Source organism: Sinobacterium norvegicum (genome assembly GCF_923077115.1).
GTDB lineage: Bacteria > Pseudomonadota > Gammaproteobacteria > Pseudomonadales > Sinobacteriaceae > Sinobacterium > Sinobacterium norvegicum.
In genome coordinates, this window is sequence record NZ_CAKLPX010000002.1 from 185,132 (window position 1) to 207,391 (window position 22,260).

Below are 22,260 nucleotides of genomic sequence, written 5' to 3' on the forward strand. Positions count from 1 at the left end.
TCACTCAAGGTGGGCCATAGTTAGCCCCGCTAGACGCAATTAACAATTTGCCTTATACTCAGGTAAATTAAACAATGTAACCCTTCCCAAACGCATCATTCCTCTTCGCTATATCTGCTTTCTTACAACGAGAGCGCTTTTTGCGATTGCTGGTTGTTGTCGTCCCCTCCTGAAAATATCAAGTTGAAATTCCCATTTCTATGAATCTAACAGAACTAAAAACCAAACCAATTCCAGAGCTTATTGAGATTGCCAAAGAGCAAGGCTGTGAGAATATTGGTCGATCTCGCAAGCAAGATATCATCTTCGCTATACTCAAGCGTCACGCCAAAAGCGGCGAAGATATATACGGTGATGGTGTACTTGAAATTCTGCAGGATGGTTTTGGCTTTTTGCGCTCAGCAGACAGCTCATATTTAGCCGGACCAGACGATATTTATGTCTCCCCCAGCCAGATTCGACGGTTCAACCTGCGTACGGGTGACTCGGTTTCAGGTAAGATCAGACCACCAAAAGACGGTGAGCGTTATTTTGCGTTGCTGAAAGTCGCTGAGATCAACTACAGCACACCAGAGCAGTCACGTAACAAGATTTTATTCGAAAACCTAACGCCGTTGTTCCCTAATCAGCGTCTCTGTTTAGAGGCTGGTAATGGTGCAACCGAAGATTTGACCGGTCGTATTATCGATTTAACAGCCCCTATCGGCAAGGGCCAGCGCGGGCTTATTGTCGCGCCGCCAAAGGCTGGTAAGACTTTGATGATGCAGCATATTGCCCAGTCAATTATTCGTAATAACCCTGAGTGTTATGTCATTGTGCTGCTGATTGATGAGCGCCCAGAGGAAGTCACAGAGATGCAGCGCTCGGTTCGAGCCGAAGTTGTAGCCTCCACCTTTGATGAGCCACCGTCACGTCACGTGCAAGTGGCAGAGATGGTAATCGAAAAGGCCAAGCGTCTTGTTGAGCACAAGAAGGACGTCATTATTCTACTCGACTCTATTACTCGTCTTGCGCGAGCTTACAACACCATCGTACCTTCTTCAGGCAAGGTGTTGACTGGTGGTGTTGATGCGCATGCACTTGAGCGACCAAAGCGTTTCTTCGGTGCGGCACGTAATATTGAAGAGGGCGGCAGCTTATCAATTATTGCGACGGCGCTGGTTGATACCGGCTCTAAAATGGATGAAGTTATCTACGAAGAGTTTAAGGGTACCGGTAACCAAGAGCTTCACCTCGATCGTCGTATTGCAGAGAAGCGAGTTTACCCGGCCATTAATATCCGACGTTCGGGCACTCGTCGTGAAGAGTTGCTTACCAGCGAAGAAGAGCTTCAGCGTATGTGGATTTTACGTAAGCTTCTACACTCGATGGAGGATTTGCCAGCACTTGAGTTCATGCTTGATAGAATGAAGACAACCAAGACCAATGAAGAATTCTTCTTGTCGATGAAGGGCGGCTAGTTGTTTGCGTCCAATGTAGTGAAAAAGCCGCTCTTTAGCGGTTTTTTTGTATTTAACGAAATGCTCTACTCATTGCTCCATAACGGTTTAACTTAGCTATGAAATATTCAGACCTACGTGAATTTATCGCTCAGCTGGAAAAAGAGGGCGAGTTGATAAGGATAAAAACCGAGGTTGATGCCAACCTTGAGATTACCGAAATATGTGATCGAACCTTGAAAAAAGGTGGCCCGGCGTTACTTTTTGAAAATGTCAAAGGCCATGATATGCCGATCTTGGCGAACCTGTTTGGTACTGAAAAACGGGTTGCGATGGGTATGGGAGAGCGGGACATCGAAGCCCTGCGCGAAGTCGGTGAGTTGTTGGCGTTTCTGCGCCAACCAGAGCCACCCAAAGGCCTAAAGGATGCATGGTCGCAAGCGCCTATCTATAAACAGGTGCTTAATATGGCGCCGAAGAAAGTGCGTAAGGCAGCCTGCCAAGAAGTGGTGCTGCGTGATGATGAGGTAGATTTAGATAGGTTGCCTATCATGACTTGTTGGCCCGGCGATGTGGGGCCGCTGATTACCTGGCCGTTGGTGATTACTCGCGGCCCCAATAAAGAGCGACAGAATCTCGGTATTTACCGAATGCAAAAGCTGGGTAAAAATAAGTTGATTATGCGCTGGTTATCGCATCGTGGTGGTGCGCTTGATTATCGTGAGTTCCAAAAGCAGTTTCCCGGTGAGCGTTACCCTGTCTCTGTTGCGCTGGGAGCTGACCCCGCTACTATTTTGGGCGCAGTGACTCCGGTGCCAGACAATCTCTCTGAATACGGCTTTGCGGGCTTGCTGAGGGGAAGTAAAACAGAATTAGTCACCAGTGTGACTAACGACCTTGATGTGCCGGCAAGTGCAGAGATTATCCTAGAGGGCTATTTGGAGCCTGGCGAGATGGCCGATGAGGGGCCGTTTGGCGATCATACGGGTTACTATAATGAGGTCGAGAGCTTTCCCGTCTTTACTGTGACAGCGATGACGCATCGTAAAGAGCCGATTTATCACAGTACCTATACTGGGCGCCCACCCGATGAACCGGCGATACTTGGCTTGGCGCTGAACGAGGTTTTTGTCCCCATCTTCCGTAAGCAATTCCCCGAGGTGGTCGACTTTTACCTGCCGCCTGAAGGGTGCTCATACCGTATGGCCGTGGTGACGATCAAGAAAGAGTATCCTGGGCACGCAAAACGGGTGATGTTGGGTGTGTGGTCGTTTTTAAGGCAGTTTATGTATACCAAGTTTGTCATTGTTACCGACGATGATGTCAACGCCCGAGACTGGAATGATGTGATTTGGGCGATGACAACGCGTATGGATCCGGCAAGGGACACTGTGATGATTGAGAATACACCGATAGATTATCTCGATTTCGCCTCGCCGGTATCGGGGCTTGGCTCGAAAGTCGGCTTTGATGCAACGAATAAATGGCCCGGTGAGACGACAAGGGAGTGGGGGGAGCCTATTGCCATGGATGATGCTATTGTTGAGCGTGTCGATGAGCTGTGGCAGCAGTTGGGTATAGATTAACGGCTTCTGTCGATGTTTAAAGGCCGCGCTAACATCTGTTAACGCGGCTTTTTTATTGCTGTTGGTTTTTCAGCCATTGCTTCGACTTCCTCATCATGACTTCAATGCTGGTGATCTCGTTGCTATGGCCAATAATATCGGCGTAGCTGGCGTTGCCGCTGATGAAGTCTGCAATGACTGTGAGTGGGACTGGATTCATTTCGGGGTTGTAATCCCAGTCTAGAATAGAAGTGATATTGCCACTGGCTTTGTTGTCTTCAACTTTTAGCCAGTAGGCGCCGCAGGCGCTGAGTTGATAATCACCTTTGCGACCAAAGCTTCGCTCTGGGTTAAAAGGATCAAAGCTATTACTGGGTATTGCCTCAATTTTCTTGATCGCGAGCAACCACTGGCTATCAGTTGCAAAATAGTCGACAGGGGGCCTGCACTCATAGCCTCTGTCGCCCCAGATACGAATTGTGTCATCTAGGCTTTCTCCTTTGTACAGGGCGATAATCTTGCCGTCCATAGAGTTATCGTTATGGCTAACGATTGTGACATGGGCGACGGCATCCACCTCGTCTATCAGCCAGCTAAAAGGGCCTTGCCACTGGCAGCCACAATTATTGGCGGTATCCATGTCGGCAAAGCTGTCGGCGCTTGTAGTAGTGCATGCAGCGAGCAGAAAAAGGGTGCCGAAGAAGTACAACGCTAATTGCAAAAGGTGTCTCTCTTATTCAAATAGATCGTTTTCTAAGTTTAAGTCTTCTTCAAGGTCTACCGGGTTGGATATGCCTGTATTTGATTCGCGCACAGGTACATTTTCACTTCGGAATGTTTCGAAGATTGCATTGCCCTGGTTGGCGCTGGCTAATTCGCCTGTTTCGGGGTCTATCCTGACAGTAACCAGGCCGTCAGGTTGCTGTCGATTTTTGCTCTCACTGCCCTTCAGTGCCTCGGACATGAAATCTATCCATATAGGGAGTGCGGCACTGCCGCCATACTCGCGTCGTCCCATATTGTCGTAGCGATCGAAACCAACCCAGGTAGTGGTGACAATATCTTGGTTGTAGCCAGAGAACCAAGCGTCTGTTGGGCCGTTAGTGGTACCTGTTTTTCCTGCTAAGTCATGTCGTTTGAGGCTCAAGGCTCTGCGCCCTGTTCCCTTTGTGATGACGTCCATCAGCATGGAGTCAATCAAGTACGCAACTCTGGCATCGATAACTTGTTCGGCGTAGTTAGGGAGCTTGGCCTCGCTATCGGTGGTCAATATTTGCTCAAGACTTTGGGCTTCATCCGATGCTTGATCATTGTTGTTGTCGGTGTCTATGTCGCAGTCGGGTAAGCGGCATACGGTGGCTGGGTTTGCTGAAAATAGGATGTTCTGTTGGTCGTCCTCAATCCTCTCTATCAAATAGGGTTCAACCCCATACCCCCCGTTAGCTAAAATTGCATAGCCTTTAACCAGTTCCATTGGGGTGAGTGCGTAGCTGCCAAGAGCGAGAGACAGATCTCTTGGCATGGCGTCGCTATCAAAGCCGAAGCGGTTCATATAGCGGATTGTCTTGTTGATGCCTGTTTCTCTGAGGATGCGTATAGAGACGAGGTTTCGTGAGCTGTATAGGGCTTTTCTTAGGCGGGTTGGGCCATAAAAGTTACCGCTAGAGTTGACTGGTCTCCAGGTATCTTCGAGTTTCGCGCTATCGAATACAACTGGGGCATCATTGATGATGGTCGCCGGTGTCAGGCCGTGCTCGAGCGCTGCGGCATAGACAAATGGTTTGAAGTTAGAGCCGGGTTGGCGCTTGGCCTGTAGGGCGCGGTTAAAATTGCTTTGCCTGAAGTCAAAGCCGCCAACAAGGGCAATAATGGCGCCGTTGTGCGGTGAGAGAGCGATCATAGCGCCTTCGATATTCGGGCGTTGCGTAATATCGTAGCCTGAGGCGGTTTTTTGTACGCGAATAATGTCACCAACAGCGATGATCTCTTCTAACGATTTTGGTTTGGCGCCGACGCTATTAACAGAAAGGTATGGCGATAGCTTGCTCATGCTGTCGCTCCAGCTCAGAACTGCTTCGCTGTTATCTCTAAAGCGTAAGGTTGCCAAGTTGTCTTCTAGAGCGATAACAGCTGCTGGAATCATATTGGCTATGACGCGGTATGAGGACAGTGCATTACTCGTACTCTCTTCGCTGATGTCTTCTAGCTGTGCTTCCGGTCCGCGATAGCCGTGGCGGTTATCATAGGCTTTTAGACCGGTAATCATTGCCTCTTGTGCTTTGATCTGCAGTTTGCCAGAGACGGTGGTGTAGACTTCATAGCCGTCGGTGTAGGCATTGTTGCCGTATAGCTCAATCATTTCTTGGCGAGCCATTTCGGCAATATAGGGGCTGTCCACGGCGACCTTGGAGCCATGGTAGCTGGCGGTGATGGCTTGGCGAGTGGCCTCTTTATACATATCGTCATCGATGTAATTGAGGTTTTTCATGCGCCCGAGTATCCAGTCTCGGCGACTTTGTGCGCGAGTGGGGTTAGCAAGAGGATTGTATGCAGAAGGGGCTTTTGGCAGTCCGGCGATCATGGCAAGCTGGGCGAGATTCAGTTCGGATATACTCTTGCCATAATAGACTTGGGCGGCGGCAGCAATGCCATAGGCTCTGTTGCCAAGAAAAATTTTGTTAATGTAGAGTTCGAGTATTTCATCCTTGTTTAGCTCTCTTTCAATTTGAATGGCTAGCAGGATTTCGCGGAATTTTCTTGAAAATGTTCGCTTATGGCTAAGAAAATAGTTCTTGGCCACTTGCATGGTGATGGTTGAGCCGCCCGATTGAATATGCCCTGTCATCAATAATTGTGATGCAGCGCGTAGTAAGCCTTTGATATCTACGCCATGATGCGTATAAAAGCCGTCGTCCTCGGCAGCGAGAATTGCTTTGACGAAAAGCGGCGGTATTTGTTGGTGGTTTATTGGGATTCGGCGCTCTTCGCCAAACTCTCCAATTAGCTCGCCTTCTTGGGTGTAGATCCTTAGCGGTGTTTTTAATTCCACCTCTCGCAGCGACTCCGGAGACGGCAGTTGTGGTGAAAGATAGATGAATGCCGCCGACAGTACTAAACCTGTTCCGCTGACAAATAAAACAAATAGCGATAAGAGTAGTTTGAGTGTTGAACGAGGTAAAGGCATAAAAATCTCTTTAAATTAAAAGGCTTGCCAAGTTAAATATGTTGGCTAAGCTGTAAAGACAGGTATTATAGAGTGTTTTAGATGACATATATATTTGCTTGATCACGAAAGCTGTTATTTAATGAAACATATTATAAAAAACGTAAGTTACGGATCGAATAGGGAAAAAATACTTTGACTGGCCTATTTGGAAGGAAAAAGACATCAGCTTTGTTGGGGCTGGATGTCAGCTCAACTTCTGTGAAGTTGTTAGAGATCAGCAATGCTGGTGGAAAGTATAAGGTTGAATCTTATGCTGTGGCCACGCTGCCTCCTGGGGCTGTGGTGGAAAAAAATATCAATGACCTTGACGGTGTTCGTGATTCTGTCATTAAGGCTCAGCAGCTCTCTAAGAGCAAGGTTAAGAATGTTGCCGTTGCTGTAGCAGGCTCTGCTGTCATCTTGAAAAATATCGAGATGGATGCGGGTTTAAATGATTACGATATGGAGCAGCAGATTGTCGCTGAGGCCGATCAATATATTCCTTATGCTCTTGATGAGGTGGCAATAGACTTCGATGTGCTGGGCACAGTAGAGGGCAATGATGATGTTGCCGATGTCTTGTTAGCTGCGTGTCGCAAGGAAAATGTTGATATGCGAGTGGATGCTATCGAGCGTGCGGGGCTGCAGCCAAAGGTTGTTGATATTGAAGCCTATGCAATGGAGCGTAGCTTTAAGTTGTTGCAGAGTAATTTGGCGTTAGATGACGACAAGGTCATTGCGTTAATTGATATCGGCGCAACGATGACAACGCTAAACGTCTTTCATGGTGGTCAGTCTGTTTATACCCGTGAGCAGTTATTTGGTGGCAAACAGCTAACCGAAGATATTCAGCGTCGTTATGGTATGAGTGTCGCCGAAGCCGGCCTGGCAAAAAAGCAGGGTGGCCTTCCTGATGATTATGACAGTGAGGTGTTGAACCCTTTCCGTGATGCGGTTGTTCAGCAGATCACTCGAGCGTTGCAGTTCTTCTTTTCAGCGACCCAATATAACGATATAGATTTTGCTATCTTGGCCGGCGGTGTCGCCTCGTTAGAGGGGTTGGCTGAAAAGGTGCAAGAAGGATTGGGTGTCGGTGTTGAGACCGCGAACCCGTTTGCGGAGATGGCGGTTGCCTCCAAGGTTGATGCCTTGGCCCTGAGTAATGATGCTCCATCGCTTATGATTGCCTGTGGCTTGGCCATGAGGAGCTTCGAATAATGGCTACTATTAATTTACTCCCTTGGCGCGAAGAGCAACGAGAAGAGCAAAAGAAAGAATTTTTAACTATCTGTGGTGTCAGCGTGCTAGCGGCAATATTAGTTGTTGTGGCCTACTACAGTGTTGTTGATAAGGCGGTAACTGACCAGCAATCCAGAAACGATTTTGTGCAGCGGCATATTACCGATTTGGATGATCAGGTCAAAGAGATCAAAGAACTCAAAGCCAAGCGTAAACTGATGCTGGATCGCATGAAGGTCGTACAGGATTTGCAGGGCACTCGTCCCTATATCGTCCATTTGTTCGACGAACTTGTTGGTGCCATCCCCGACGGCCTGTTTTTGACGCAGGTGGAGTCTACCAGCGGAGTTATTTCGTTGACTGGCACCGCCGAGTCGAGTCAGCGAGTCTCATCGCTGATGCGCGCCCTTGAAGCCTCCGATTGGTTTAAGGGGCCAAATCTAACAGAGGTCAACGCCAATCGTGCGTTTGGCGAGCAAGGTAACGATTTCAAAATGACGGTAAAACTTGAGGTCCCAGGGCAAAGCGATCCGGAGGGAGAGTCTTAATGTCATTCAAAGAATCAATGGAGTCGATGCAAGACTTCGATATCAATAGCCTTGAATTTGAAAATGTTGGTATATGGCCGGCTCCCGTTAAGGCTGTTTGCTGGGCGCTGTGTTTTGTCATCGTAGTCGCAATTGGTTATTTCTATGTGGTCAGTGATCTCGAAGACAAATTAGTCAGGGAGCAAAATAAAGAGCAAAAGCTTAAAGAAACCTTTCGCAAGCGGGCTTTTGAGGCTGCAAACCTCGAATCGTATCGAGCGCAGATGGTCGAGATAGAAGAAAACTTTGGTGCGCTATTAGGTCAGCTTCCACGTGATGCGGAAATCCCTGGCTTACTTGAGGATATTACTCGAGTCGGTAATAACAATGGTCTTGAGTTCGAGAAGATAGACCTGCAGAAGGAGGTACCGGTTGAGTTTTATGTACGCCAGCCGATTAACATTTCGGTAACCGGCAGCTATCACGACTTTGGTACCTTTGTTAGTGGTGTGTCGAATTTGCCCCGGATTGTTAAGCTCCAAAACTTTGTTATCGAGCCGCTCAATGATAGCGGTGCCTTAACAATGAATGTCTTAGCAGAAACTTACCGTTACAAGGACTAGTGAGAGAATAATAATGATCGCTAAAAAATTATTAGTCGTCGTCGCTGTCTTGGCCGTTACGGCATGTTCAAACGATGACTTTGGGGACTTAGAAAACTATATGGACGAGGTGAAGTCTCGTCCAGTGGGGACGATACAAGCAATACCTGTTTATCCGCCGCACCAATCATATGCATACTCGTCAGCAGCAAAGAGGTCGCCTTTTGTAAAGCCTATATCGGTACAAGATATTGCCCGGCTCGCGTTGCCCAGACAAAATGTTAAACCTGATTTAAACCGTCAAAAAGATCCGTTGGAGGATTATTCCATCGATGATTTGGCGATGGTTGGTACGCTGACCTTTAGTGGTGTTCTGTGGGCGTTGGTCGATGATGGTAGTGGTGCTGTACATCACGTCAAAAACGGCAGTTATATGGGAAGAAACCATGGCCAAATCATTGATATATCAGCAAATCAGATCGCTGTTATGGAGATTGTGGCCAACGGTAAAAAAGGTTGGGCTGAGCGTCCTCGAACTATTAATCTTAAAGAAGAATAACGGCGGCGAACACCATGCAAAAATTAAATCAAAAAGTTCGAAACGTTAATCAGGGGTTCTCGGTGAGACTGATAAAAAAAGCAGCATTAGGATTGACTGTAACGGCAGCAATGTTGACTAGCCTTTTGGCTAACGCCGTTACCATGGAAAATATCGAATTCAACTCACTTCCCGGTGAGCGTGTTCAGGTGATTATGAGCTTTGATGGTGCTCCACCAGAGCCGAAGGCATATACGATTGAAAAGCCAGCAAGAATATCGTTGGATTTGGCTGATGTTGAGAGTGGTATTGCCAAAAAGAAGCATACGCTAAACATTGGTGTTACCGAGTCTGTGACAGTTTTAGGCACCAGCGATCGCACGCGAGTTGTGTTCAGCCTGAGTCAGCTATCTAACTACACCGCCAAGGTGGAGGGCAATGACCTGGTGGTTGTTATCGGTTCAGAGGCATCGAAGACGTATATTAAGAAGTCTAATGACGATATTATGACGGCAGTCAATAAAGAGAGTGGCAGCTCTAAATCAATTGACAGTCTTGACTTTCAGCGCGGTGAAGATGGGGAGGGCAAGTTGTTGCTGGGGCTTTCTTCAATCGATGTCGATGTCGATATGGTCAAGGAAGGTCGGTATATCAAATTAACATTTGACGATGTTTCAATTGCAAATGAACTGGAGCGCACATTCGACGTATTAGATTTCGCTACACCGGTTAAGACTGTGATAGCGAAAGAGTCAAAGAACGGTCAATCAAGTGTTATTAGTTTAGAGCCTATGGGTGAGTATGATTACCTAGCTTATCAGGTTGAAAACACTTATGTCGTCAGTGTTCGCCCACTGAGCCCAGAGGAGGTACAGGCTAAGCGTTCTGAGTTTGAATACACTGGTGAGCGTTTGTCCTTAAACTTCCAGGATATAGAAGTGCGTGCTGTGCTTCAGTTGATTGCTGATTTTACCGGCTTAAACCTCGTTGCCAGCGACCAGGTTAGCGGTAAAATCACCTTGCGCTTGCAGAATGTACCCTGGGATCAGGCATTGGACTTGGTGTTAAAAACCAAGGCGCTTGGTAAGCGTCAAGTCGGCAATGTGTTGATGATTGCCCCGGCTGAAGAATTGGCCAACCAGGAGCGTCAGCGCATTGAGGCAAACAAGCAGATCGAGGAGTTAGCCCCGTTAAGTACTGAGCTATTTAGGATCCGCTACCACAGTGCAGAATCTATTTTCAATCTATTCAAAGATGACAGCGAAGAGGGTAGCAAGAGTATGCTGTCTCCCCGCGGTCACGCGATTTGGGATGAGCGAACAAACTCGCTGATTATTACTGAGACTGCCAATCGACTAGAAGAATTTAGAACATTATTAGCGGCCATCGATATTCCGGTTAGGCAGGTATTAATCGAGGCTCGTCTTGTCGCTGCAGATACTAACTTTAAAGAAGAGCTTGGCGTTCGCTGGGGTGCGGCTAAGCAGGGGATTGGTGACCATGTAAATGTAGCTGACAGCTTGGAATCCCTATTTTTGCAAGAGATCGGTGCCGATATTTTCCCAGCCCCCATCATGGTAGATATGGGTGCCTCTCCATCACAAACGTCAAGCATTGCAGTTGGCTACACCAATGCGGGTCTTAACCTATCGGCCGAAATCAGTGCGATGGAAAGTAATGGTCGCGGTGAACTGGTTGCTGAGCCAAAGGTTATTACTGGTGATAAGCAAAAAGCCGTGATCAAGGCCGGTCAAGAATTACCGTTCCTAGAGTCATCTTCCAGCGGTGAAACCACGGTTTCATTTAAAGAAGCTGTGTTGAAACTTGAGGTAACGCCGTATATCACACCCGACGATCGTGTCATGATGCAGTTGGAGATTAACCAAGACGAATCCACTGAGTTTATTACCGGTGAGTTTGGCTCGCAGATTCCGATTATCGATACTCGTCAGATTCAGACCCAGGTATTGGTCAAGAACGGTGAGACGGTTGTTCTCGGCGGCGTATTTAAAACAGTCGATATTGTGACCAAGCAGAAGACACCGTTCCTGGGTGATATTCCTTATCTCGGCAGGCTATTTCAAAGTACCTCTGAAGATAGTACCAAGGAAGAGTTGTTGATATTTATCACCCCGCGTATATTATCCGATGATTTGTTGGATTAATGCGGATAGATAATGCAGTTAAAGAAAGTGTTTCTTGTTGGCCCCATGGGGGCCGGCAAGACAACAATAGGGCGATTGTTGGCCCAAGAGTTAAACCTACCTTTTAAAGATTCTGACCGGGAAATCGAAGAACGTACCGGTGCAGATATCCCCTGGATATTCGATGTTGAAGGCGAAGAAGGCTTTCGCAATCGAGAAACCTCAGCGCTAGAGGCTCTTTCGCAGCAGTCTGATATGGTGCTTGCCACCGGTGGCGGCATTGTTATGCGTGCTGAGAACCGAACACTTCTGGCAGCCAGGGGTATTGTTGTATATCTTGCCACATCGGTTGAACAGCAGGTATTGCGAACATCAAAAGACCGCAAGCGCCCGTTGCTGCAAAATGAAGACCCCGCCGCAGTGTTGCAAAAACTACTTGATATCAGAGATCCCCTCTATCGAGATATTGCCGACTATGTGGTCGAGACGGATAACCGTAACCCCAAAGCTGTGGCGATAGACATTGCGGCTTTGCTGGCCAATAAATAGCCGCTATTTAGTTACTAACGATTAAGGCCAAGCTTGAGCTTGGTGGTGTGATATATGACAACATTGAATGTAGATTTGGCCGAGCGTAGCTACCCCATTTATATTGGCTCTAACATTATGTTTGAGCTTGCTAAATACCAGCCCCACATAGTAGCAAAGCAAGTGATGATTGTGACAAACGACACAATTGCACCTATATACTTGCAGGGGTTGATCGATACGTTATCGGCGGATTATCAAGTCGATAGTGTGATCTTGCCAGATGGCGAGAGCTATAAAAATCTAGACACACTCAATCTCATCTATACCGGGCTGCTGGAAGGGAAGCATAACCGAACCACGACGTTGATTGCCTTGGGTGGTGGTGTGGTTGGAGATATGACCGGTTATGCTGCAGCATCGTATCAGCGCGGAGTAGAATTCATTCAGGTGCCAACCACGGTATTATCGCAGGTTGATTCTTCCGTAGGCGGAAAAACGGGAGTTAATCATTCGCTGGGGAAAAATATGATTGGTGCCTTTCACCAGCCCCGCGCAGTGATTATTGATTCAGATTCCCTCGATACTCTGCCTGACAGAGAGTACAGCGCCGGTTTAGCCGAGGTTATTAAATATGGCCTGATTTGTGATAACCCTTTCTACCAGTGGTTGCAGGGTAATATGGCCAGGCTCATGGCACGAGATAAAGAGGCTATCCACTACGCAATTGAGGCATCTTGTCATAATAAGGCGAAGGTCGTCGCGCAGGATGAGCGTGAGGGTGGCATCAGAGCCATTCTTAATTTGGGGCATACTTTTGGCCACGCAATAGAAACCGAGCAGGGCTATGGTGTTTGGTTGCATGGGGAGGCCGTGGCAGCGGGTACGGTCATGGCGGCGACATTATCCGCAGCAATGGGGTTTATCTCCGACGACGATGTTGCGGATGTCAAGTTGATACATCGGCAGGCAAATCTGCCGATACTTGGGCCAAAGGCGATGAAACCGGAACGATACCTGGCACTTATGTCCGTGGATAAAAAGGTGCTTGATGGGCGACTACGTTTAGTGCTTCTGCAGGCAGTGGGTCGGGCATTTGTGACATCGGATGCCGGGCTGGGTGAGATTACCCAGGCAATTATTGATTGTCAGGAACAATAACTACGAGAACAAGATGGTGATCTAGGTGAGCGTTGATAGCCCGTTAGAAGAAAATGAACCGTTGAGCTTCTTTCAGGAGGGCGACCAGGGGCGTTTCTATGCCTCCGGCGGGCGTCAGCAAGTCGTCGATGAACTGCTGTATTTTTGCCGTTACAGTGGCGCCGATGCAGTTATGCTATTGCTGGCCGCGCCGGGTTCCGGCAAGACAACGGTGTTGGTGGAACTGAATCAACAGTTGGCTGACGAGTCTTTTACTCGCGCTTGGTTAACGCATGCTGAAATATCAAGCAATGGAATGCTCGATGCATTATTAGGTCATTTAGACCCAGAGGCAGCGCTGTTTGAAGATACCGATGCGGCATTAAAGCGAGAGTCGATCGTCGACTGCTGTGATGAGGCGGCGATGGCTGGTAAGCCCTTAATTGTTATTGTCGATGATGTGGAGCAATTAACAATAGAGCAGCTTGATGAACTATTGCAGTTGTCGGACTTGGCAGGATTACAGCTGATACTATCGACTATTGATGACAGCGATGAAATTGAGGTCATTTCAGCGGCACTGGGTGCATCTGTTGAGCTTAAGCTTGAGAGGCTTCCTATTTTTGATGCTCAAGCCAGTCACGGCTACCTACTGCATCGAATAGAGCTACGCCAATACCCTGATGATATTTTGGGCGATGAGGAGCGTCAGCAGCTGATTGAAGCCGCAGCAGGTAACCCACGCCAGCTAAACCGTCTGCTTGAGGATGCCTTGTATGCCGACGATATCGGTGCCGCTACTGTCGTGAAGCGTAAACTTCCTGTTTTGCATATTGCTATTATTCTTGTGGTTGCACTGGGGTTGGTTGCTTTATGGCAAACAGGGTCTGATGGTGCACGTGACGCCACTAAAGCTGAGCTGGCATTATTAAAGCAACGCATCGAAAGCCCATCTGTACTGCCTGCTGAGGAGGGGCTGCCGACTGAGTCCATCGCTGCTGACGATTCTACCCTGGTGGTTGAACGTAAGGAGTCGCAAAATTCTGGGCTTGCAGAAGTCGATGCGAATGAGAATGCTATTGAGCCAGTTGAGCCAGTTGAGCCAGTTGAGCCAGTTGAGCCAGTTGAGCCAGTTGAGCCAGTTGAGCCAGTTGAGCCAGTTGAGCCAGTTGAGCCAGTTGAGCCAGTTGAGCCAGTTGAGCTGGTGACAAAGGCGTCGAGTACAGCAGATGAGCAGAGCTTGTTGGCAATGGTGGCTGGCCATTATACATTGCAGGTGATCGCGTTATCGGATTTGGAGAAGGCAAAGCAATACCGTGATGCAATACCTGCAATCTTAGAGGCCAAGGTTTACCAAACACTGAGGCAGGGGCGGCCGTGGTATGTTGTCGTGGTCGGGAGCTTCGCAACAAGGCAACAAGCGGTCAATGCTAAAAACCAGCTGCCGCAATCATTGATCAATCAGCAGCCATGGTTGCGAAAACTTGAGGGTGTACATCGAGAAATAAGTTTAAGCGACTGAATAATAACAAAAAATAACAGTAATTTAAATTTCATTTGAGCCCGTCAAAGAGCTTTTTGTGCGCTCTATTTAGCGAATAAATTTGTGACTCACTGCCCTAATGTGTAAGATGATCACCCGCTTTTGGTAAGCGGCTGGTCTATAACTATACAAACGACCTTAAGTTATTGTTTTCACGAAGGTTTTAGCAGGTAGCTTTTATGACAGGACTATATAGCCCTGATGAGTTCAAAGACAACTGCGGATTTGGATTGATCGCCCATGTAGAGGGTGAGGTAAGCCATCGCTTGCTCACTACTGCAATTGAATCACTGACATGTATGACGCATCGCGGCGGTATTGCCGCTGATGGTCGCACCGGTGACGGCTGTGGTTTACTACTAAAAAAACCGGATGCGTTTCTACGCTCCGTTGCTGGCGTTGAACTGCCCGCAGAATATGCTGTGGGCCAAATTTTCCTCAGCCAAGATGCAGCGATAGCGGCGCAAGCCCGTAAGATTCTTCAAGAAAAGCTTGAAGAACAGGGTCTGGTCGTATTGGCATGGCGTGAAGTCCCTGTTGATACCGCCGTATGCGGTGAGATTGCGTTGGACTGCCTGCCTCGTATCGAACAGGTTTTTGTCCACGACTCGTTAAGCCGAACCTTCTATGAGTCTGAGGTTGCTTTGTTCACGGCTCGGCGTCTGGCGGAAAAAGCACTGTCTGATGATCAAGACTTCTATATTTGTAGTCTCTGTAGCACAGTTATTTCCTACAAGGGACTGGTCATGCCAGTTGATTTGCCTAAGTTCTATTTAGACTTGGCAAACGAAGAATTTGAGACCTCAATTGTGGTCTTCCACCAGCGCTTTTCAACGAATACTTTACCTCGCTGGCCATTAGCCCAGCCGTTCCGCTATCTCGCTCACAATGGTGAAATCAATACTATTGAAGGCAACCGTAACTGGGCCGAGGCGAGAACAGATTTATTTAACACCCAGCTGATCCCGAACATGGGGGATTTATCACCACTGGTAAACCGTACCGGTTCTGATTCGTCCAGCCTGGATAACATGTTGGAGTTGTTGCTTGCTGGTGGCATGGATCTGCACCGCGCAATGCGTATGTTGGTTCCGCCTGCTTGGCAGAACGATACCAATATGGACCCTAACCTGAAGGCATTCTACGAGTTTAACTCGATGCATATGGAACCCTGGGATGGTCCGGCTGGTTTGGTAATGACCAATGGTCGTCAGGCAATTTGTATGCTTGACCGCAATGGTCTTCGTCCAGCTCGCTGGGTAATGACCACCGATGGCTTTATTACCATTGCCTCGGAAACCGGTACTTATGACTACGCACCTGAAACTGTTATTGCCAAGGGGCGTGTCGGACCGGGTGAAATGCTTTCTATCGATACTGCTCTGGGCAAAATTGAATTCAGTGACGATATCGATAAACGATTAAAGACAGCCTTTCCTTATAAAGAATGGTTGGATGGCTGCGCCACACGGTTAGATGAAAATGTTGAGTCTACTGTTGCCGATGATTTAGTCACAGGTGATGACCTCGATGTCTACCAGAAGCAATTCGGTATTTCCTTCGAGGAGCGCGACCAAGTGTTGCGTCCTGTTGCAGAAGCAGCAATGGAGGCGATAGGCTCTATGGGTGATGATACGCCGATGGCGGTATTGTCCTACCAGCAGCGTTCAATGTTTGATTACTTCAGACAGAAATTTGCCCAGGTTACTAACCCTCCTATCGATCCACTTCGCGAAGCGATAGTGATGTCGTTAGAAACCTGTTTAGGCTCTGAGCGCAACGTTTTTGAAGACACCCCGCTACACGCCAAGCGCGCTATTTTGCAATCGCCAGTTTTACTGCCGTCAGTCTTTAAGGCGATGACTCAGCTTCCCGAGGCGAGTTACAAACAGCAAACGATTACTCTGTTGTTTGACCCAACGAAGCAAAACTTGCAGCAGGCGTTAGAAAGTATTGCCGATCAAGCTGAGCAAGCGTCTCGTGATGGCGCGGTTATTATAGTGCTGAGTGATCGCGGTATTCGCAAGGGCTTATTACCTGTGCCAGCTGTGGCCGCAACAGGCGCTACGCACCATCGATTGACCCGTCAGGGTTTGCGTTGTGAAACAAATATTGTGGTTGAAACTGCGACTGTTCGCGACTCGCACCATGCCGCTTGCTTGCTAGGCTTTGGTGCAACAGCCCTGTACCCATACCTTGCATACAGTGTGCTAACCGACTTGAACGCCAGCGGTGAATTGTTAGTTGATGCGGAAACCGCACATCTAAACTACCGCAAGGGTATCGATAAGGGGTTGATGAAAATCCTGTCGAAGATGGGTATTTCGACGATTGCCTCATACCGCGGTTCACAGTTATTTGAAGCTGTGGGCTTGGCAAGTGAAGTGGTTGAACTTTGTTTCCGTGGTGTTGCAAGCCGGATTCAAGGGGCTACCTTTGCTAACTTGCAGGAAGAGCTGGCTGTTTTGGCTCGTGATGCGCATATTTCTCGCAAGAACATCCAGCAGGGCGGCTTACTGAAGTATGTTCATGGCCAGGAATATCACGCCTTTAACCCCGATGTGGTTCGCACCATTCAAGAAGCTGTGCAGAGCGGTGATTACGCGACGTATAAGAAGTACGCCAGCTTAGTGAATGAGCGTCCAGCGGCAACCTTACGTGATTTACTTGAGCTTACTGATGCAACGCCAATCAGTATTGACGAGGTTGAACCTGTCAGTGCGATTGTTCGTCGTTTTGACTCCGCGGCGATGAGCTTGGGTGCGTTGAGTCCCGAAGCACACGAGGCACTTGCACAGGCGATGAACACCTTGGGTGGGCGCTCAAATTCGGGTGAGGGTGGTGAAGACCCGGCTCGATTTGGCACAAACAAGGTCTCGAAGATCAAGCAGATTGCCTCTGGACGATTTGGTGTAACGCCACATTATCTGGTCAATGCTGAAGTCTTGCAGATCAAGGTTGCTCAGGGAGCTAAGCCCGGCGAAGGTGGCCAGCTCCCCGGTGGTAAGGTCAATGATTTGATCGCAACGCTGCGTTTCTCTGTCCCTGGTGTGACACTTATTTCACCGCCACCGCATCACGATATCTATTCTATCGAAGATTTAGCCCAGCTTATCTATGATTTGAAACAAGTTAATCCGAAGGCCTTGGTCTCGGTTAAGCTCGTTTCTGAGCCAGGTGTAGGTACGATTGCTGCCGGTGTCGCCAAGGCCTATGCCGACTTGGTCACTATCTCCGGTTACGATGGCGGTACTGCTGCCAGCCCACTTGCATCGATTAAATATGCCGGTTCTCCTTGGGAACTGGGCTTAAGTGAGGCTCAGCAGGCGCTCCGTACCAATGGTTTGCGTGGTAATGTACGTGTTCAGACCGATGGTGGTTTGAAGACTGGCCTTGATGTTATTAAGGCGGCAATATTGGGTGCAGAAAGCTTTGGTTTTGGCACCACGCCAATGGTTGCGCTGGGTTGTAAATTCCTGCGCATATGCCACCTCAATAACTGCGCCACTGGTGTTGCTACGCAGAATGATCATCTGCGTGAAAAGCACTACATTGGCACGGTTGAAATGGCGATGAATTTCTTCAAGTTTGTGGCTGAAGAGACACGCGAAATCATGGCGTCGATCGGTGTTCGTACGCTAGAAGAGTTGATCGGTCATACTGAGCGCCTGACACCTGTTGCCGGTGGCAACAGCAAGACGGTCAACCTCGACCTGTCGCCGATATTGTCAAATGCCGGCGCCAGCGATGAGCTGCCTCGTACCTGTCAGGTCGCAAAAAATGATCCCTTCGATCAAGGCAAGATGGCCGAGCGTATGTTGGCCGATACTGTTGCTGCGATTGAGAGTAAGTCTGGTGGTGAGTTTAGTTACGAGATTACCAATTGTGATCGCTCTATCGGTGCCCGTCTATCAGGCGAAATCGCCCAGCGACACGGCAACTACGGCATGGCTGAGCAGGCGATCAAGATAAATCTTGAGGGTACTGCGGGTCAGAGCTGGGGTGTATGGAATGCTGCTGGCTTAAACATGTATCTCGAAGGTGATGCCAACGATTATGTGGGTAAGGGTATGGCGGGCGGTAAGCTTGTCGTATCGCCACCGAAGGGCAGCATGTTTGAAGCGCACAATACCACTATTGTGGGCAATACCTGTTTGTATGGTGCTACTGGCGGTCGTTTGTTTGCCAACGGTAATGCCGGTGAGCGTTTTGGTGTTCGTAACTCTGGTGCTCGCGCTGTTGTTACCGGTGCTGGCGACCACTGTTGCGAATACATGACCGGTGGTTGTATTACCGTTCTTGGTGAGACCGGCCACAACTTTGGTGCTGGTATGACCGGCGGTATCGCTTTTGTCTTAGACGAAGCGAACGAGTTTGCAACCAAGATCAACCCAGAGCTTATCGAGCTTGTGCGTATGAGTGATGCCGAGCATCGCCCTTATCGTGAATACCTGCGTGGCATGATTGCTGAGTTTGCAGAGGATACCGGCAGTGCATATGCCACGGATATCCTAAACAACTTCGATAACTATCTGACTAAGTTCTGGTTGGTTAAGCCTAAGGCTGCCAAATTAGAAGAGATGTTAGATACCTTGATGAAGCGTGATTTCTAAGCATGGGGGCCGGTTTCCCGGCCCTGCTTTTGAAGTAGCGATTTGGTCCGCCTAGCGGTAACCGGATACGAGACCTGAATTATGACAGAACGTAAAAACAATGATTTTCAGTTTATAGATGTCGGCCGACAAGAGCCGGGCAAAGTGGCGGCAGAAAAACGCAAAGTTGAATTTGCTGAAATCTACCACAGCTATGAAAAAACTGAAGCAGAAGACCAGTCACACCGTTGCTTAGAGTGCGGTAACCCCTATTGTGAATGGAAATGCCCAGTGCATAACTATATTCCCAACTGGCTAAAGCTTGTCAGTGAAGGGAATATTATTGAGGCGGCTGAACTCTCTCATCAAACCAACAGCCTACCTGAGGTTTGTGGTCGTGTTTGCCCACAGGATCGTCTCTGTGAAGGTGCCTGTACGCTGAACGATGGCTTCGGTGCTGTTACTATTGGTGCAACAGAAAAATATATTACAGATACCGCCTTGGCGATGGGCTGGCGCCCGGACATGTCGAAGGTGAAAGACACCGGTAAGCGCGTTGCCATTATTGGTGCCGGTCCTGCCGGTATCGGCTGCGCAGATATTCTTTCTCGCGCCGGTGTTAAGCCTGTTGTCTTTGACCGACACCCGCAGATTGGTGGTTTGCTGACTTTCGGTATTCCCGAGTTCAAACTCGAGAAAGAGGTGATGGAAACTCGTCGCGAAGTGCTTGAGGGTATGGGTGTTGAGTTTGTGCTGAATACCGAAGTGGGCAAAGATGTTCAAATGGCCGACCTTATCGCCGAGTATGACGCCGTTTTCCTCGGCATGGGAACATACAAGTACATGAAAGGTGGCTTCCCCGGTGAAGAGCTGCCAGGTGTTTATGACGCCCTGCCGTATTTGATTGCCAATGTTAATCGAAATCTAGGTTTTGAGAAGTCGGCTGACGACTTCATCGATTTATCCGGCAAGCGTGTTGTTGTCTTAGGCGGTGGTGATACCGCGATGGACTGTAATCGTACGGCCATTCGTCAAGCGGCAACATCGGTACAGTGTGCTTACCGTCGTGACGAGGCAAATATGCCGGGCTCGAAGAAAGAAGTACAAAATGCCAAGGAAGAAGGTGTTGAGTTCCTCTTTAACCGTCAGCCTATTGAAATTGTTGGTGACGACAAGGTCGAAGGTATCAAGGTTGTCTCTACCGAGTTGGGTGAGGCTGATGAGAACGGTCGACGTCGCCCAGTGGTGATCGAAGGTAGTGAAGAAATTCTTCCTGCCGATGCGGTATTGGTTGCCTTTGGTTTTCAACCCAACCCACCAGAATGGCTGGCTGAATTTGATGTTCAGATTAATAGCTGGGGTGGTGTTATTGCTGAAGAGCAGCAGCAGTGTAAGTTCCAAACGACTAACCCGAAAATATTTGCCGGTGGCGATATGGTTCGTGGCTCCGACCTTGTCGTGACTGCGATCTGGGAAGGGCGTCAGGCTGCCGAGGGCATCTTAGATTTCTTAGAAGTCTAAGGCCTGCGATATGGCATCTGACCAGTAAATAATCGCTGTCTGTTAGTGGTTGTGTTATAAAAAAAGCGAGGCATTCAATGTCTCGCTTTTTTGTTTTCTACAATAATCAAATTTTCTTTGGGTTTAGGAACAATGATTGAAGAAAATGCCGCGGTCACAGCAGCGTTTGTCGTCTATCTGGCTGTCATGCTGGCTATTGGTCTTTATGCGGCCAAATACACAGAGACATCAGAGGATTATTTTCTAGGGGGGCGACGCTTAGGTCCGTGGTCGGCGGCGTTATCTGCCGGTGCCTCTGATATGAGTGGTTGGCTGTTGCTCGGTTTGCCTGGTTTTGCCTTTGTTGCCGGGGCTGAGGCGGTGTGGGTCGCCTTAGGCTTATTGGTAGGCACTTATTTAAATTGGTTGTTGATTGCCAAGCGTTTACGCCATTACAGCGTGGCGTTAAATGATGCGGTCACTCTGCCTGAGTTTCTGGCGCGTCGTTTTGCTGACGATTCCAAGTTGATTCAAAGTCTGTCGGCTATTTTCATCCTGCTCTTTTTCCTCTTTTATACCAGCTCGGGCCTGGTCGCAGGGGGTAAGCTATTCGAGACAGTTTTTGGCTTTGATTATACCGCGGCATTGTTCATCGGCACGGGCTGTATTGTCATCTACACCTTGTTTGGTGGTTTCCTAGCAGTGGCATGGACCGACTTGGTACAGGGTCTGTTGATGATGGCTGCGCTGATTATCGTGCCGGCTGTTGCCGTCCAATACATCGGTGGTGGCAGTTATGTTTACCAAGCAATATCGCAGGAAAACATTCATCTGTTAGATATTTGGACGGACAAAAATGGCCAGCCTCTAACGCTCATATCCATAGTCTCGCTGATGGCTTGGGGGTTGGGGTATTTTGGGCAGCCACATATTTTAGCGCGCTTCGCGGCAATGAAAAACGGTCAGGTGGCCGTGCCGGCAAGAAGAATTGCCGTTGCTTGGTCAGCGATTGCAATGCTGGGTGCAATACTTACAGGCTTTGCTGGTATGGTTTTTGTCGACAGCCACCTAGGTGGTCATGTCGCCGATGTAGAACGTATTTTTATGTTATTGGTGGATACTATTTTCCATCCACTGGTTGCTGGTATTTTATTGGCGGCGATTCTTGCGGCTATAATGAGTACGGCAGATTCACAGTTGCTGGTATCAAGTTCGGCGTTGGCCGAGGATATGTACCGACAATTACTCAATCCAGGTGCAACCTCACGGGAGGTCGTGGTGGTCGCGCGGTTGTCGGTTCTGGTGCTGGCGTTGATTGCCTTGATGTTGGCGATGAACCCCAATTCGACGGTGTTAGGGTTGGTGTCTTATGCATGGGCAGGTTTTGGCGCGGTGTTTGGGCCTGTTGTTTTGCTCAGCCTGTATTGGCGTCGGATGAATCGAGCTGGGGCTGCTGCGGGGATGATCTCTGGCGGGGTGACCGTTGTGGTTTGGGCTGAACTCAGTGGGGGCATTTTTGAGCTGTATGAAATAGTGCCCGGTGTCATCGTTGCGTCTTTATCGGTAATGATCGTCAGTTTGATCAGTCGTAAGCCCAGTAATACTGTCTCCTCAGATTTCAACAAATACCAACAAGGGTTGTAATGTCTGTGGGGCAGACAAATAAAAGCCCGGCTGGTGCCGAGCTTTTTATAATAG

General features: G+C 48.6%; 15 protein-coding genes. 13 read left to right on the plus strand and 2 right to left on the minus strand.

All coding sequences use genetic code 11. The annotated features are described in order from the left end of the window. Positions 1-200 precede the first annotated feature (200 nt). The gene (rho, locus tag L9P87_RS09870; protein ID WP_237444571.1) at positions 201-1,460 is read left to right on the plus strand and encodes a transcription termination factor Rho; all 1,260 of its coding nucleotides are present in this window, start codon (positions 201-203) and stop codon (positions 1,458-1,460) included. A gap of 98 nt (positions 1,461-1,558) precedes the next feature. After that, positions 1,559-3,025: a 4-hydroxy-3-polyprenylbenzoate decarboxylase gene (ubiD, locus tag L9P87_RS09875; protein ID WP_237444572.1), complete on the plus strand. Its 1,467-nt coding sequence runs from the start codon at positions 1,559-1,561 to the stop codon at positions 3,023-3,025. Between the two features lie 52 nt (positions 3,026-3,077). On the opposite strand, the gene L9P87_RS09880 is transcribed toward ubiD, so the two are convergent. Next, a complete protein-coding gene (locus L9P87_RS09880) occupies positions 3,078-3,725 on the minus strand; it encodes a hypothetical protein (protein ID WP_237444573.1) in 648 nt (215 codons plus the stop codon). A gap of 12 nt (positions 3,726-3,737) precedes the next feature. Further along, positions 3,738-6,188 (minus strand): penicillin-binding protein 1A, encoded by a 2,451-nt coding sequence (locus L9P87_RS09885; RefSeq protein ID WP_237444574.1) that lies wholly within the window; start codon positions 6,186-6,188, stop codon positions 3,738-3,740. A 174-nt stretch (positions 6,189-6,362) separates the two neighbouring features. Between L9P87_RS09885 and L9P87_RS09890 the strand changes: the two genes are divergently transcribed. From L9P87_RS09890 to putP, 11 genes are all read left to right on the plus strand, one after another. Beyond that, complete coding sequence (locus L9P87_RS09890) at positions 6,363-7,427, plus strand: pilus assembly protein PilM (RefSeq protein WP_237444575.1); 1,065 nt, start codon at positions 6,363-6,365, stop codon at positions 7,425-7,427. After that, positions 7,427-7,996: a PilN domain-containing protein gene (locus L9P87_RS09895; protein ID WP_237444576.1), complete on the plus strand. Its 570-nt coding sequence runs from the start codon at positions 7,427-7,429 to the stop codon at positions 7,994-7,996. Before L9P87_RS09890 ends, L9P87_RS09895 begins: the two co-directional genes overlap by 1 nt. After that, positions 7,996-8,598, plus strand: coding sequence for a type IV pilus inner membrane component PilO (locus L9P87_RS09900; protein WP_237444577.1), 603 nt, complete (start codon positions 7,996-7,998; stop codon positions 8,596-8,598). The genes L9P87_RS09895 and L9P87_RS09900 overlap by 1 nt, the downstream gene beginning before the upstream one ends. A gap of 13 nt (positions 8,599-8,611) precedes the next feature. After that, positions 8,612-9,136: a pilus assembly protein PilP gene (locus L9P87_RS09905; RefSeq protein WP_237444578.1), complete on the plus strand. Its 525-nt coding sequence runs from the start codon at positions 8,612-8,614 to the stop codon at positions 9,134-9,136. Positions 9,137-9,198: 62 nt separating this feature from the next. Then, the gene (locus tag L9P87_RS09910) at positions 9,199-11,280 is read left to right on the plus strand and encodes a type IV pilus secretin PilQ (RefSeq protein ID WP_237444579.1); all 2,082 of its coding nucleotides are present in this window, start codon (positions 9,199-9,201) and stop codon (positions 11,278-11,280) included. A gap of 12 nt (positions 11,281-11,292) precedes the next feature. Next, positions 11,293-11,808, plus strand: coding sequence for a shikimate kinase AroK (aroK, locus tag L9P87_RS09915; protein ID WP_237444580.1), 516 nt, complete (start codon positions 11,293-11,295; stop codon positions 11,806-11,808). Positions 11,809-11,862: 54 nt separating this feature from the next. Continuing rightward, a complete protein-coding gene (gene aroB, locus L9P87_RS09920) occupies positions 11,863-12,948 on the plus strand; it encodes a 3-dehydroquinate synthase (protein WP_237444581.1) in 1,086 nt (361 codons plus the stop codon). Between the two features lie 25 nt (positions 12,949-12,973). Then, positions 12,974-14,449, plus strand: coding sequence for an SPOR domain-containing protein (locus tag L9P87_RS09925; protein ID WP_237444582.1), 1,476 nt, complete (start codon positions 12,974-12,976; stop codon positions 14,447-14,449). 200 nt (positions 14,450-14,649) lie between these two features. After that, positions 14,650-19,083, plus strand: coding sequence for a glutamate synthase large subunit (gltB, locus tag L9P87_RS09930; protein ID WP_237444583.1), 4,434 nt, complete (start codon positions 14,650-14,652; stop codon positions 19,081-19,083). Positions 19,084-19,164: 81 nt separating this feature from the next. Next, positions 19,165-20,583: an FAD-dependent oxidoreductase gene (locus L9P87_RS09935; protein WP_237444584.1), complete on the plus strand. Its 1,419-nt coding sequence runs from the start codon at positions 19,165-19,167 to the stop codon at positions 20,581-20,583. A gap of 132 nt (positions 20,584-20,715) precedes the next feature. After that, entirely contained in the window at positions 20,716-22,206 is a 1,491-nt protein-coding gene (putP, locus tag L9P87_RS09940; protein ID WP_237444585.1) for a sodium/proline symporter PutP, read from the plus strand. Positions 22,207-22,260 lie beyond the last annotated feature (54 nt).

Coding starts and splice junctions, on each gene's coding strand:
- rho (WP_237444571.1), top strand. CDS start 201: ATGAATCTAACAGAACTAAAAACCAAACCAATTCCAGAGCTTATTGAG.
- ubiD (WP_237444572.1), top strand. CDS start 1,559: ATGAAATATTCAGACCTACGTGAATTTATCGCTCAGCTGGAAAAAGAG.
- L9P87_RS09885 (WP_237444574.1), bottom strand. CDS start 6,188: ATGCCTTTACCTCGTTCAACACTCAAACTACTCTTATCGCTATTTGTT.
- L9P87_RS09895 (WP_237444576.1), top strand. CDS start 7,427: ATGGCTACTATTAATTTACTCCCTTGGCGCGAAGAGCAACGAGAAGAG.
- L9P87_RS09900 (WP_237444577.1), top strand. CDS start 7,996: ATGTCATTCAAAGAATCAATGGAGTCGATGCAAGACTTCGATATCAAT.
- L9P87_RS09905 (WP_237444578.1), top strand. CDS start 8,612: ATGATCGCTAAAAAATTATTAGTCGTCGTCGCTGTCTTGGCCGTTACG.
- aroK (WP_237444580.1), top strand. CDS start 11,293: ATGCAGTTAAAGAAAGTGTTTCTTGTTGGCCCCATGGGGGCCGGCAAG.
- aroB (WP_237444581.1), top strand. CDS start 11,863: ATGACAACATTGAATGTAGATTTGGCCGAGCGTAGCTACCCCATTTAT.
- gltB (WP_237444583.1), top strand. CDS start 14,650: ATGACAGGACTATATAGCCCTGATGAGTTCAAAGACAACTGCGGATTT.
- L9P87_RS09935 (WP_237444584.1), top strand. CDS start 19,165: ATGACAGAACGTAAAAACAATGATTTTCAGTTTATAGATGTCGGCCGA.
- putP (WP_237444585.1), top strand. CDS start 20,716: ATGATTGAAGAAAATGCCGCGGTCACAGCAGCGTTTGTCGTCTATCTG.